This is a genomic window from Pseudomonas sp., assembly GCF_002796985.1.
Lineage (GTDB): Bacteria > Pseudomonadota > Gammaproteobacteria > Pseudomonadales > Pseudomonadaceae > Pseudomonas.
In genome coordinates this window covers 194,153-206,646 of sequence record NZ_PEKX01000020.1, presented here as the reverse complement: position 1 = coordinate 206,646, position 12,494 = coordinate 194,153, and the positions used below count along the sequence as shown (strand labels likewise).

The following is a 12,494-nucleotide window of genomic DNA, read 5'->3' as shown; positions in this document are numbered from 1 at the left end:
GTCATGGTCCCTGCGGCATTGTGAAGCGCATGATCGGGGCATCCACCCTCCGCGGAGCGAGATGCCATGACCACCGACGTGCAGGGCCGCGCCCTGGCCGTGCTGAACCGTGTCGCCCAGGCCGACTGGCCGGACCGACTCAAGCTGCGCAAGCCTTTTGAAAGACTCCTCTACAGCGGCAGCCGCACCGGCTTCCGGCTGGCCAGCGAGCGCGCCGCCAAGCAGCCCAAGACCCCGCGCAAGGTCGACCCGGACGGGCTGTTCGACCTGTCCCTGTCCGACGAGCAGCAGATGCTCGTGGAGATGCTCGAAGGCTTCGCCGTCGAAGTGCTGCGCCCGGCCGCCCATGAGGCCGACGCCAAGGCCAGCCTGAGCCTTGAGTTGCTGGCCCAGGCGCAGGAGCTGGGCCTGACCCACTATGGCGTCAGCGAAGTGCACGGCGGCATGGCCGGCGAGCGCACCGTGGTGACCAACGCGCTGATCGCCGAAGCTCTCGCCCGTGGCGACCTGAGCCTGGCCGCTGCGCTGCTGGTGCCGCTGTCGGCGGCCAACTGCATTCGCCGCTGGGCCTCGCCGCAACAACAGGCGCGCTGGCTGCCGGCCTTCGTCAGCGAAGAGGCGGCGCCGCTGATCGCCATCGCGGTGAACGAGCCGCAACTGCTGGCCGACCCGCTGCGCCTGTCCACCAAGGCGCGTAAGCGCGGTTCGAGCTACACGCTGACCGGCGAAAAGTGCCTGGTCGTGCGTGGCGTGGATGCGCAGAAGCTGATCGTCGCGGCCGATGCCGGCGACGGCCCGGCGCTGTTCCTCATCGACACCCGCGCCAGGGGGGTAGAGGTGCGCGCCGAACCGGCCATGGGCCTGAAGGCCACCGGCACCGCGCGGGTTCGCCTCAAGGGCGTGAAGGTTCCGGCCGAACAGCGGTTGGCGGCGGAGCGCTTTGACTACCAGGCCTTCCTCTATCACACCGCGCTGGCCTGGTGCGCGCTGGCCGTGGGTACCGGGCAGGCCGCGCTGGACTATGTGATCACCTACTGCAACGAGCGCGAGGCCTTCGGCGAACCGATCAGCCATCGCCAGGGCGTGGCCTTCATGATCGCGGACATCGCCATCGAACTGGACGCCATGCGCCTGATGGTCTGGCGCGCCTGCGCGCTGGCCGAGCGTGGCCAGGCGTTCCACCGCGAGGCTTATCTGGCGAAGCTGCTCTGCGCCGAGAAGGCGATGAAGATCGGCACCGATGCGGTGCAACTGCTCGGCGGCCACGGTTTCACCCAGGAACACCCGGCCGAGCGCTGGTACCGCGACCTGCGCGCCGTCAGCCTGATGGCTGGCGGCCTGCACCTGTAAGGAGCTTTGCATGTACCTCGAGACGCCGAAGAAATTCCGCACCTTGCAGAACCAGGCCCGCCAAGTGGCGGAGAACTACCTGCGACCGATTTCGCGCAAGTACGACAAGGCTGAGCACGCCTACCCCAAGGAACTGGACCTGCTGGCCGCGCTGCTGGACGGCATGAACGCCGGCTCGCCGGATGCCGTGGGCGCCACCTCGGCCAGCAAGCGCAAGGCCGGCGCGGAGGAGGGGGTGAAGAACGGTGGCAACCTCTCTGCCTGCCTGGGTGTGATGGAGATGTGCTGGGGCGACACCGGCCTGCTGCTGGCCATGCCGCGCCAGGGCCTGGGCAACGCTGCCATCGCTGCGGTGGCCAACGAGGAGCAGCTCAAGCGCTTCTCCGGCACCTGGGCGGCCATGGCCATCACCGAGCCGGGTTGCGGCTCGGACTCGGCGGCGATCCGCACCACGGCCACCCGCGAGGGTGATCACTACCTGCTCAATGGCGAGAAGATCTTCGTCACCTCCGGCGCCCGCGCCGACGCGGTGGTGGTCTGGGCGACCCTGGACAAGGGGCTGGGCCGCGCGGCGATCAAATCCTTCGTGGTGGAGAAGGGTACGCCGGGGATGACCGTCACCCGCCTGGAGAAGAAGCTCGGCATCAAGGCGTCGGACACCGCGTCCATCAGCTTCAGCGACTGCCGCGTGCCGGCCGCCAACCTGCTGGGCAATGCCGAGATCGACGTGCAGAAAGGCTTTGCCGGGGTGATGGAAACCTTCGACAACACCCGCCCGCTGGTGGCTGCCATGGCCATCGGCGTGGCCAAGGCCTCGCTGGACCGCACCCGCGAGCTGCTGAAGAAGGCCGGCTGCCGCTTCGACTATTGCCAGCCGCTGCTCAGCGCCAGCCATGCCGAGGCGACGCTGTATCGCCTGGAAGCCGAATGGGAAGCGGCGCGCCTGCTGACCCTGAAGGCGGCGTGGATGGCTGACAACCGCCTGCCGAATTCCAAAGAGGCTTCCATTGCCAAGGCCAAGGCCGGGCGGGTGGCCAACGAGGTGACGCTGAAATGCGTCGAGTTGGCCGGCGCGCTGGGATACGGGGAAGAGGAGCTGCTGGAGAAGTGGGCGCGGGATTCGAAGATCCTCGACATCTTCGAAGGCACCCAGCAGATCCAGTTGCTGATCGTGGCGCGGCGGCTGCTGGGCAAGAGTTCCAGCCAGCTCAAGTAAGACAGAGCGCTTTTTTGTAGGAGCGAGCTTGCTCGCGAACCGCCCTGCACCAGCGTGGCCGGTTGATCGGGTTCGCGAGCAAGCTCGCTCCTACAGGTGAGTGCGGCCGCCAGGCCGTTTCACGCTGGCGGAATCAGGCCGTGCGCCGCCCGCTGCCGGCATTGCCGGCGGCGGGCGGCCACTGCTCCATCCATTCGCGGAAGCGGATGCGTTCCTCGCGCACGAGCCAGCCATCCTGCTCGGCAAAACTCTCCGACAGCCACAGACCACGGGTGCTGGCCTTGCACAGCTCGCCCTTGCTCAGGGTGAAGAGTTCGCCAGTCGGCTGGCCATGCTCCAGCGGCAGCAGATAGATGTCCGGGCGACGGCGGTCCAGCCGCGCCACCAGCGGGCCGCTTTCGAGCTTCTCGTCGACATGGAACAGGCTGACCTCGCGGGCATCCTTGGGCAGCTCCAGGCGCAAGTCATAGACCAGCTGTAGCGAGGCGGTCGGCAGGTGCACGTAGGCCTGCGGGCGCTCCAATAAACGCAACGCACCGGCCTGCACCGGGCGCGCGGCGCCGGACAGCGGGGTCAGGGAGAAGTGGCTGCTCTCGCGGTAGCGCAGGATGCCCTCGTAGGGCGTCGGCAGCCAGGTGTCGCCGAAGCGCCCGCCGAGCCAGCCGTCGGCGGTTTCCACCAGGCATTCCTCGGCGACTTCCTGGATCGCGGTGAGCAGCGGCAGGTTCAGTTCGTGGGCCGGCACGTAGCCGGAAATCAGCTTGAGCACCGTGTCGCCACGGTCCAGGCGACGTTGGCGCACCAGGATCCAGTGGTCGCGGCCCTGGTAGTTCAGGGTCAGGCGCACCGAAACGCCAAGGTTGGCCAGTTCGGTGGTGAAACGTTCGGTCTCGTTGATCTCGATGGGGCGGCGCTTTTCCAGGACCTGGGCGAAGTTCAGGGGCTTGCCGAGGGTCTGGTAGGCGAGACCTTTCGGGCTGGCATCCACCAGCAGCGGCAGGGTCTTGAAGGCGGTCGGGTCCTTGCGGGCGAGCGTACGGGGCATGTGGGCTTCCTTTTCTTGCAGGGCCTGCTCTTGCAGGGCCTGGTCGTACAAGGCGCCGGGTTGCGCTGGCGCGTCCTTACCTGGGTAAGCGACGCCGACGCGAACGCTGACTGTCCTGGAAGACAGTCCGGCCGATCGTTCATTACGGGGTCGCTACAACCTGGACAGCCTGACACCGCTCCTGGTGTCATCGAAAATCGAAAGGATTTCCGGATTTTTCCCTGAAAGGCTTGGTGATTCCGAAGCTTTTGCGCGTGAATCACCGGCTGGCGACAGTTTCTGTGCCCCCGGTTTTTCCCGAGGGAGTTGGAGCATGGCACAGGAATAGGTAATCCACATGACCGCCGATCAGTGGTCGAGCACCTCGGCGGCGATCGCCACGTTGTGCGCGAGGTGCAACGGATTGATGGTGCCGACGATGGCGCTGGCGACGCCGGGATGGCCCAGCACCAGCTCGAAGCTGGCGCGTACCGGGTCGACGCCGGGGGCGAGCGTGGCGTGGCCGCTGGCCAGGGCCTTCTTGATCAGGATGCCACGGCCATGGGCCTGGGCATGGTCGATCACCGGCTTTTCCGCCTGCTCGTTGAGGTTGTAGGTGACCATCGCGCAGTCGCCGCGCTCCAGGGCCAGCAGGCCGCCGTCGGCGGTCTTGCCGGAGAAGCCGAAGCCGCGGATCAGCCCTTCCTCCTTCAGGCGCTCCAGGGTCGCGTAGACCTCGGTGCCGCGCAGGATGTCCAGGTCATTGCCGTCCGAATGCACCAGCACCAGGTCGATGTAGTCGGTCTCCAGCCGCTGCAGGCTGCGTTCCACCGAACGACGCGTGTGGACAGCGCTGAAGTCGAACAGCGACTGGCCGCCGACGAACTCCTCGCCGGTCTTGCTGACGATCACCCACTGGTCGCGCTGGCCGCGCAGCAGCGGGCCGAGGCGTTCCTCGCTGCGGCCATAGGCTGGCGCGGTGTCGATCAGGTTGATGCCCAGGTCGCGGGCCAGTGCGATCAGATCGGCGGCCTCACGGTCATCGGGGATGCGGAAGCCTTCAGGGTACTTCACGCCCTGATCGCGGCCGAGCTTCACGGTGCCCAGGCCCAGTGGCGAGACGTTCAGGCCAGTGCTGCCCAGCGGGCGGTGCAGGTGATGCAGGGTCTTCATCCGAGCAGTTCCTCCCACACCGGGCGGGCCATGGCCGGGCGCGGCAGGTCCGGCAGGGCGGCATTGGCTTGTGGGCGAATGCCGCTCTTCTCCAGGGATTCCAGTACGCGGTCGGCGAAGTTCGGCGCCAGCGCCAGCTTGGTCGGCCAGCCGACCAGCAGGGCGCCCTCTTCGGCGAGGAAGGCGCTGTCCGGGCGCAGCAGGTTGTTCTGCGAGGGCTCGGCGCGGTCCACGCGCAGGGTGGCCCAGCGTGCGGCGGAGAGGTCGATCCAGGGCACCAGCTTGTGCAGCTCGCGCTGCGCCTCGGCGATCTGCTCGGCTTCGTTGCGCGCCACGCCGCCGGCTTCGGCAATGTCGCCGCCCAGGTACCAGACCCAGTCGCCGTTGCTCAGCGGGTGAGTGGTGACGGTGACGCGGGGTTTCGGCCCGCCGCCGAGGCAGTGGGCGTACAGCGGTTTCAGGGTCGGCGCGGTGACCAGCACCATGTGCAGCGGGCGGCGCTGCATCTCCGGGCGTTCCAGGCCCAGTTCGCGCAGCAGCGCCTCGTTGCCGGCACCGGCGCTGAGCACCACACGCTGGGCGCGGATCTCGCGGCCGTCCACGCGCAGGCCAACCAGCTTGTCAGCATCGCGCAGGGCTTCGATGCGTTCGCCGGCCAGCAGGCTGTCACCGGCCAGTTCGGCCAGGCGCGCGATCAGGCTGGGCACGTCCAGCACCAGCTCGGTGAGGCGGTAGGCTTTGCCTTTGAAGGCCTTGTCCTGCAACGCCGGCGGCAGGTCGTTGCCTTTCACCTGGGCGACGCGGCTGCGCACTGCCTTGCTGGCGAAGAAACTGGTGAGGTTGCCGGCCAGACCGCCGGGCGACCACAGGTAATGCGCGTCGGAGAGCACACGCGTGCCGCGCAGGTCCACCTCGCCGGTGCCGGCCAGGCAGTCGCGCCACAGCGCGGGCATGTCGGCGATGGCTTCCGAGGCGCCGGTCAGCGCACCGTGCAGGGCGTACTTGGTGCCGCCATGGATGATCCCCTGTGAACGCATGCTCTGCACGCCGCCCAGCGCGGTGTTCTCTACCAGCACAGTAGAAAAGCCGGCGCGGCGCAGGCGGGCATTGAGCCAGAGACCGGCGATGCCGCCGCCGACGATGAGGATGTCGGTGCTCAGGGATTCGGACATGAAAGCGCCTCGAAGGGAAAAACGAAGCGCGCAGTATAACGCTTGAGGGCGACGGCAAACGCCCGTTGCCTCAGGCTGCCTTTGTAGGAGCGAGCTTGCTCGCGAACGCCTCGCGCGGCGGCTGGTTCGCGAGCAAGCTCGCTCCTACAGAATGCTGACGGCGCCGCATCAGTGGCCGGCGTTGCCGGAGAACAGCTGGATCACCACCACGCCGCTGACGATCAGGCCCATGCCGAACAGGGCGGCGGTATCGAGCTTCTGCTGGTAGAGCACCATGGCCGCGATGCTGACCAGCACGATGCCCAGGCCCGCCCAGATGGCGTAGGCGATACCCACTGGGATGCTGCGCACCACCAGGGTGAGCATCCAGAAGGAAATGGCATAGCCGACGATCACCAGCACCAGCGGCAGGGGCGTGGACAAGCCCTTCACCGACTTCAGCGAAGCGGTGGCGATGACTTCGGCGACGATGGCGATAGCAAGATAGAGATAGCCGGGCATGGTGGGTGCTCCCCGGAACGACACGCCGCTCGGTATGAGCGACACGCAGCTGACGTTCGATTCTGCCGGGCATTCTAGTCCGCTGGATGATGGGATAAAGTCATTACCTATCTGTTTGTGAGATAGGTTTGGAGTGGGGCCATGCAGTGGAACCTGGACCAGTTGCGACTCTTCGTCAGCGTCGCCGATCAATCTTCCTTTTCGGCGGCGGCGCGGCAGCTCCAGCGCGTGCAGTCGGCGGTGAGTTCCTCCATCGCGCTGCTGGAGAGCGACCTGGGCGTGACCCTGTTCGAGCGCAGCAGCGGCCGCCAGCCGGTGCTGACCGGCGAGGGCAGGGCGCTGCTGGATGAAGCCCGCGAAGTACTGCGTCAGTGCGAGCGCCTGGAAAGCCGCGCGCTGGCGCTGGTGCGTGGCACCGAGCCGTTGCTGCGCCTTGCACAGGACGAGGCGATGCCTTACCAGCCGGTGCTCTCCGGGCTGCAGGCGTTGGCGCAGGAATTCCCCACCCTGGAGGTGCAACTGGCCAGCGGCGCCCAGGGCGACGTGGCGCGCAAGCTGCTGGAACGGCGCGCCGACCTTGGCCTGCTGTTCCACCACGAGGGCATGCCGGAAGCGCTGGAGCGGCAGCGCCTGGGCACCATCGAAATGGTCACTGTGTGCGGCGCCGGGCACGAGTTGGCGAAGCTGGACTACGCCGACCGGCGCGAGCTGGCGCGGCATCGCCAGTTGCTCATGGCCCCGCAGGACAGCCACTACCCCGGCGGCGAGCAGATCAGCCCGCTGGTCTGGCGCGCCGACAGCTTCTACGCCATGGCCGAACTGTTGATGCGCGACCTGGGCTGGGCCTGGCTGCCGACCCACGTGGCGCAGTACCCGGCTTACCAGCCGCTGCTGGTGGAACTGGCCAGCGACTGGACGCCGCCGCCGCTGGTTGTGGAGCTGGTCTGGCGCCGCGACGAGCCGCTGGGGCCGGCGGCGCAGTGGTTGGGCGAGTGCTTTGCCGAACATCTCGCTTCGCCGGTGTGACATCGCCAGATCCCGCGCCGATCTGCTCTTCGTAAGAGCGAGCTTGCTCGCGAACAGGATTTCCCGGCTGCTGCAGCGTCAAGCGGTTCGCGAGCAAGCTCGCTCCTACCAGGAACGGTGTCCATGCAGGATTGGGCGGCCGCCGAGCCCGCTAATTTGCTACTCTCCGCCGCCATGAACCGGACCCTCTATACCCTGCTGTTCCACCTGGGCCTGCCGCTGGTCGCGCTGCGCCTGTTCCTGCGTTCGCGCAAGGCGCCGGCCTACGCTCAGCGCGTCGGCGAGCGCTTCGCCCTCGGTCTGCCGGCGCTCAAGCCCGGCGGTATCTGGGTGCACGCAGTGTCGGTGGGCGAGAGCATCGCCGCCGCGCCGATGATCCGCGCGCTGATGCAGCGCTACCCCGGTCTGCCGATCACCGTTACCTGCATGACGCCCACCGGCTCCGAGCGCATCCGCGCGCTGTTCGGTGACCAGGTGCAGCACTGCTACCTGCCGTACGACCTGCCCTGGGCGGCGGCGCGCTTCCTCGACCGGGCGCGGCCGGTGCTGGGCGTGATCATGGAAACCGAGCTGTGGCCTAACCACATCCACCAGTGCGCCAAGCGCGGCATTCCGGTGGCGCTGGCCAATGCGCGGTTGTCCGAACGCTCGGCGCGCGGTTATGCGCGCTTCGCCGGGCTGACCCGGCCGATGCTGGAAGAGATGAGCTGGATCGCCGTGCAGACCGAGGCCGAAGCCGAGCGCTTCCGCCAGCTTGGCGCGCGTGCGGACTGCGTGAGCGTGACCGGTTCGATCAAGTTCGACCTGACCATCGACCCCGAGCTGCTGGCGCGTGCCCATGAGCTGCGCAGCCAGTGGCAGGCGCAACAGCGGCCGATCTGGATCGCCGCCAGCACCCATGCTGGGGAAGACGAGATTGTTCTGGCGGCTCATCGGCAACTGCTGGAGAAACACCGGGACGCGCTGCTGATCCTGGTGCCGCGCCACCCGGAACGCTTCAACCCGATGTACGAGCTGTGCACCCGTGAGGGCTTGCGCACCCAGCGTCGCTCCCTCGGTGAGTTGGTGACGGCGCACACCCAGGTGCTGCTGGGCGACACCATGGGCGAGCTGCTGTTCCTCTATGCGCTGGCCGATGTCGCCTTTGTCGGCGGCAGTCTGGTGCCCAATGGCGGGCACAACCTGCTGGAGCCGGCGGCGCTGGGCAAGCCGGTGCTGTCCGGCCCGCACCTGTTCAACTTCCTGGAAATTGCTGGGCAATTGCGCGAGGTCGGTGCGCTGCGCGAAGTGGCTGATGCACCTTCGCTGGCTGTCGCCGTGGCGGCCCTGTGGGACGAGCCCGCTGCTTCCGAGCGCATGGCCGAAGCTGGGTTGGGAGTGATGAAGGCCAATCAGGGGGCACTGGTGCGTTTGCTGGATGGGCTGGGGCGGTTGATCAAGGGCTGATCGTGCTTCGGATCGGGGGATTTTCCCTCTCCCTAACCCTCTCCCTGAAGGGAGAGGGGACTGATCTGGCGCGCTGTGAAAATTCTGAGCCAGCCGGCTGACTCGGCGTCATCCTACAACGCCGAACGGCTCCCTCTCCCTTCAGGGAGAGGGCCTCCTTCCGCGCCCCAAATCCCAAGGTGCCTGTAGGAGCGAGCTTGCTCGCGAACCCGCTTGACGCCGAAGTCACCGAAGAGCGTTCGCGAGCAAGCTCGCTCCTACAAAAGCTGCTCAGAAAGTCGGCGGCGTAATCACCCAGAGCACCACGGCATCCACCTCTCCGGGGTTGCCGTAGCGGTGCGGCTCCTGGCTGGAATAGCTGAAGCTGTCGCCTTCGTTGAGCACGAAATGACGCTCACCCACCCAGAGCTCGAAGGTGCCGCTGAGCAGGTAGCCGGCTTCCTCTCCGTCATGGCTGTAGCTCTGCTGGCTGTAGGTGCCCGGCGGGAAGCGCGAGTGGAGGATTTCCAGCTGGCGGCTGGGCTGCGGGCTGAGCAGTTCGTCGACGATGCCATCTTCGTAATGCACGCTGGTGCGGGCGTTGCGCCGCACCACGTAACCGGCGTCGGCCGGGTCGACCTGCACTTCGCTGGCGAAGAACCACTGAATGGTCACGCCCAGGCTGCGCGCGATGTTGAACAGCGCCGGGATCGACGGGTAGGCCAGGTTGCGTTCCAGCTGGCTGATGTAGCCGGCGGTGAGCCCGCTCTGCTCGGCCAGCTCCGCCAGCGTCATGCCGCGCCGCTTGCGCAGGCCGCGGATGCGGGTGCCGAGGAATTGCGCTTCGGCGTTGGCGGGGGCTTCCTGCGGGGCTTTGCGGCTCATGCGGCGGTGGTCCTGGCGATTGGCGTCGTGGGGCATTCTAAACAATGCGCCGGGTCCTTTGTTTCTTCATTGGGAGCCATGGGTCGTCCCAGGTTCTGCTCGTCGTAGGATGGTGTGGAGCGCAGCGATACCCATGCTGACGCTGCTCGGGCATTGATGGGTATCGCTGCGCTCCACGCCATCCTACTCAGGAGCAAGCCGGGAAAATCGGAGCGCCCCCATTCAACCGCGCCTCAGATCGCCCAGCCCGCCTTGAGCCCTTCGTAGATCGCTTCCTCTGCCGTGCGCGGCGCCAGGCAGTCGCCGATGCGGCGGACTTCGGCCAGGTCGGCGATCTCGTCGGCCAGTTCGTCCACCGGCTGATGGCCCTGGCAGAGCACCAGAGTGTCGATGTTTTCCACCAGCATCGGCTCGCCGCTGGCGGTGTGCTGGAGGTAGACGGTGCTGTCGTCGACGCCGTACAGGCGGGCGTACGGGGTGATGGTGATGCCCAGGCGGTGCAGCTCGCCGGCCAGGTGGTCGCGCACGTAGAGCGGCAGACTTTCGCCGACGTGGGTGCCGTTCACCGCCAGGTGTACCTGGTGGCCGTCGCGTACCAGGCGCTCGGCGATGCCGGGGGCAATCCAGTCGGCGCGCCAGTCGGTGACCAGCACCGAACGGCCCAGCTTCACTTCGCCGCGCAGTACCTGCCAGGCGTCCACCACCTGCAGTTCGCCGGCTTCCTCGTAAGGCGGGCGATAGGGTTTGGCGCCGGTGGCGACGATCACCACGTCGGGGCGTTCCTGCTCGACCAGCGCGCGGTCGACGCGGGTGTTGCGGCGCACTTCGACGCCAGCCAGTTGCATCTCGCGTTGCAGGTTGGTGGAGGCGCCGCCGAACTCCGCGCGGCGCGGCAGCAACTGGGCCAGGTTGACCTGTCCGCCGAGCTGGGCGCTGGCTTCGCAAAGGGTGACCTCATGGCCGCGCTGGGCGGCGACGGCGGCGGCCTTCATGCCCGCCGGCCCGCCGCCGACCACCAGCACTCGCTTGCGCTGGGTGGCCATCTTGCGTTCGGCATAGATCAGTTCGCGGCCGGTTTCCGGGTGCTGGATGCAGGAGATCGGGTAGCCGCGGTGGAAGTGGCCGATGCACGCCTGGTTGCAGGCGATGCAGGCGCGCACGTCCTCGACGTGGCCGCTTTCGGTCTTGCTCGGCATCTGCGGGTCGCAGATCAGCGCGCGGGTCATGCCGCACACGTCGGCCTGGCCGCGGGCGACGATCAGCTCGGCTTCCTGCGGCTGGTTGATGCGCCCGGTGACGAACAGCGGGATGTCCAGGTTGCGCTTGAAGGTGCCGGCCTCGTTGGCCAGGTAGGCCGCTTCGATGGCCATCGGCGGGACGATGTGGATGGCCCCGCCCAGCGAGGCGGAGGTGCCGGCGACGATGTGGACGTAGTCCAGCGAGTTCTGCAGGCCTTTCACGCCCTGCAGTGATTCGTCTTCGGTGAGGCCTTCCGGGTCGCGCTCATCGGCGGAGATGCGCAGGCCGATGATGAAGTTTTCATCGGTGGCGGCGCGCACTGCGGCGATCACTTCGCGGGTGAAGCGCAGGCGCGCATCGATGTCGCCGTTGTAGCCGTCGCTGCGGCGGTTCACTCGTGGGTTGAGGAACTGCGCCGGCAGGTAGCCGTGGCTGGCGACCACTTCCACGCCGTCGATGCCGGCGGCATGCAGGCGGCGCGCGGCGTCGGCGTAGCCCTGGACGATCTCGTCGATCATCGCCTGGCTCAGCTCGCGCGGCATCACCCGGAAGCGTTCGTTGGGCGAGGCGGAAGGCGCGTAGGCCACGGCCAGCAGGCCGTCGCTGGATTCCATGATCTCGCGCCCGGGGTGGAAGACCTGGGACAGCACCACAGTGCCCTCGGCATGGCAGGCCTCGGCGATGCGCCGGTAGCCGGGGATGCACTCGTCATCGGTGGCCATCAGTACGTGGGAGGTGTAGCGGGCGCTGTCATGCACGCCGGCAACCTGCAGCACGATCAGGCCGACGCCGCCCTTGGCGCGGGCGGTGTGGTAGGCCACCAACTGGTCGTTGACCAGGTTGTCGGTGGGCATCGAGGTGTCGTGCCCGGTGGACATGATGCGGTTCTTCAGCGCCTTGCCGCGGATACTCAGCGGGCTGAACAGGTGGGGAAACTGGCTCATCGGGCAACTCCGGATTCTTGTTGTGGTGCAGCCTGGATCTTGGGATGCGGCCGCGTCGGGCGGCCGGGGCGGACTCAAGCGTTGCGCGCCTGCCAGTCCACCGGATAGAGCGCGTAGAACACGCAGGCTTTCTCGCCTTCGTAGGCCAGCGGCGTGCGTTCGGGGACCCAGATCACGTCGCCCGGTTTGGCGTCGATCACCTGGTCGGCCAGGCGCAGGCGGAAGTTGCCTTCCAGCACCACGATCAGCTCGTCGTAGAGCACCGTCCATTCGATGGAAACGCCGTCGAAGCGGGCGAGGCCAGCGCCCATGGTCTCGCTGTCCGTCGGGCCGATCAGCCGGCAGATGGCGGCACGTTCGATGTCTTGCCCACTGTAGGGCTGGAATTGCAGGGCGGATTGCTGGAAGTGACGGACCTGGGGCACGGCGGCTTCTCCTGAAACGGGCAATGTTGTCTAGGCAAGTGCGTTTAAGTTGTTGTTATAAAAATTTACCGCCAGTAAAAAATCAACTTGTTTTTTTAAAAGTGACTGGGTAGT

11 protein-coding genes are annotated in these 12,494 nt (G+C 67.2%); 4 read left to right on the top strand and 7 right to left on the bottom strand.

Annotation, left to right across the window (positions count from 1 at the left end; genetic code table 11):
* Window positions 1-66: 66 nt before the first annotated feature.
* A complete protein-coding gene (locus CTR55_RS23325) occupies window positions 67-1,350 on the top strand; it encodes an acyl-CoA dehydrogenase family protein (RefSeq protein ID WP_296289785.1) in 1,284 nt (427 codons plus the stop codon).
* Window positions 1,351-1,360: 10 nt separating this feature from the next.
* A complete protein-coding gene (locus CTR55_RS23320) occupies window positions 1,361-2,566 on the top strand; it encodes an acyl-CoA dehydrogenase family protein (RefSeq protein ID WP_296289783.1) in 1,206 nt (401 codons plus the stop codon).
* A 133-nt stretch (window positions 2,567-2,699) separates the two neighbouring features.
* Here the strand turns inward: CTR55_RS23320 and CTR55_RS23315 are convergent, their stop codons facing one another.
* The 4 genes from CTR55_RS23315 to CTR55_RS23300 all read right to left on the bottom strand — a co-directional run bounded on the left by CTR55_RS23315 (window position 2,700) and on the right by CTR55_RS23300 (window position 6,436).
* Window positions 2,700-3,611: a metal ABC transporter ATPase gene (locus CTR55_RS23315; RefSeq protein WP_296289782.1), complete on the bottom strand. Its 912-nt coding sequence runs from the start codon at window positions 3,609-3,611 to the stop codon at window positions 2,700-2,702.
* A 348-nt stretch (window positions 3,612-3,959) separates the two neighbouring features.
* A complete protein-coding gene (locus tag CTR55_RS23310) occupies window positions 3,960-4,763 on the bottom strand; it encodes an aldo/keto reductase (protein WP_296289781.1) in 804 nt (267 codons plus the stop codon).
* On the bottom strand, window positions 4,760-5,935 hold the full coding sequence (locus tag CTR55_RS23305; protein WP_296289779.1) for an FAD-dependent oxidoreductase: 1,176 nt from the start codon (window positions 5,933-5,935) through the stop codon (window positions 4,760-4,762). The genes CTR55_RS23310 and CTR55_RS23305 overlap by 4 nt, the downstream gene beginning before the upstream one ends.
* Before the next feature lie 168 nt (window positions 5,936-6,103).
* On the bottom strand, window positions 6,104-6,436 hold the full coding sequence (locus CTR55_RS23300; RefSeq protein WP_296289777.1) for a multidrug efflux SMR transporter: 333 nt from the start codon (window positions 6,434-6,436) through the stop codon (window positions 6,104-6,106).
* Window positions 6,437-6,577: 141 nt separating this feature from the next.
* On the opposite strand from CTR55_RS23300, the gene CTR55_RS23295 reads away from it, so the two are divergent.
* Both CTR55_RS23295 and waaA read left to right on the top strand, forming a co-directional pair.
* Entirely contained in the window at window positions 6,578-7,462 is an 885-nt protein-coding gene (locus CTR55_RS23295) for a LysR family transcriptional regulator (protein ID WP_296289775.1), read from the top strand.
* Between the two features lie 174 nt (window positions 7,463-7,636).
* Window positions 7,637-8,908 (top strand): lipid IV(A) 3-deoxy-D-manno-octulosonic acid transferase, encoded by a 1,272-nt coding sequence (gene waaA, locus CTR55_RS23290; protein WP_296290359.1) that lies wholly within the window; start codon window positions 7,637-7,639, stop codon window positions 8,906-8,908.
* A 270-nt stretch (window positions 8,909-9,178) separates the two neighbouring features.
* Here waaA and CTR55_RS23285 read toward each other — a convergent pair whose 3' ends face one another.
* The 3 genes from CTR55_RS23285 to CTR55_RS23275 all read right to left on the bottom strand — a co-directional run bounded on the left by CTR55_RS23285 (window position 9,179) and on the right by CTR55_RS23275 (window position 12,380).
* Complete coding sequence (locus CTR55_RS23285; protein ID WP_296289773.1) at window positions 9,179-9,772, bottom strand: cupin domain-containing protein; 594 nt, start codon at window positions 9,770-9,772, stop codon at window positions 9,179-9,181.
* 233 nt (window positions 9,773-10,005) lie between these two features.
* The gene (locus tag CTR55_RS23280) at window positions 10,006-11,955 is read right to left on the bottom strand and encodes an FAD-dependent oxidoreductase (RefSeq protein ID WP_296289771.1); all 1,950 of its coding nucleotides are present in this window, start codon (window positions 11,953-11,955) and stop codon (window positions 10,006-10,008) included.
* A gap of 74 nt (window positions 11,956-12,029) precedes the next feature.
* Window positions 12,030-12,380 (bottom strand): cupin domain-containing protein, encoded by a 351-nt coding sequence (locus CTR55_RS23275; RefSeq protein ID WP_296289769.1) that lies wholly within the window; start codon window positions 12,378-12,380, stop codon window positions 12,030-12,032.
* Between the last annotated feature and the right edge of the window lie 114 nt (window positions 12,381-12,494).

What these genes read in the sequence shown, in the direction of transcription:
- CTR55_RS23325 (WP_296289785.1), top strand. Translation starts at nt 67, where the DNA reads ATGACCACCGACGTGCAGGGCCGCGCCCTGGCCGTGCTGAACCGTGTC.
- CTR55_RS23320 (WP_296289783.1), top strand. Translation starts at nt 1,361, where the DNA reads ATGTACCTCGAGACGCCGAAGAAATTCCGCACCTTGCAGAACCAGGCC.
- CTR55_RS23315 (WP_296289782.1), bottom strand. Translation starts at nt 3,611, where the DNA reads ATGCCCCGTACGCTCGCCCGCAAGGACCCGACCGCCTTCAAGACCCTG.
- CTR55_RS23310 (WP_296289781.1), bottom strand. Translation starts at nt 4,763, where the DNA reads ATGAAGACCCTGCATCACCTGCACCGCCCGCTGGGCAGCACTGGCCTG.
- CTR55_RS23305 (WP_296289779.1), bottom strand. Translation starts at nt 5,935, where the DNA reads ATGTCCGAATCCCTGAGCACCGACATCCTCATCGTCGGCGGCGGCATC.
- CTR55_RS23300 (WP_296289777.1), bottom strand. Translation starts at nt 6,436, where the DNA reads ATGCCCGGCTATCTCTATCTTGCTATCGCCATCGTCGCCGAAGTCATC.
- CTR55_RS23295 (WP_296289775.1), top strand. Translation starts at nt 6,578, where the DNA reads ATGCAGTGGAACCTGGACCAGTTGCGACTCTTCGTCAGCGTCGCCGAT.
- waaA (WP_296290359.1), top strand. Translation starts at nt 7,637, where the DNA reads ATGAACCGGACCCTCTATACCCTGCTGTTCCACCTGGGCCTGCCGCTG.
- CTR55_RS23285 (WP_296289773.1), bottom strand. Translation starts at nt 9,772, where the DNA reads ATGAGCCGCAAAGCCCCGCAGGAAGCCCCCGCCAACGCCGAAGCGCAA.
- CTR55_RS23280 (WP_296289771.1), bottom strand. Translation starts at nt 11,955, where the DNA reads ATGAGCCAGTTTCCCCACCTGTTCAGCCCGCTGAGTATCCGCGGCAAG.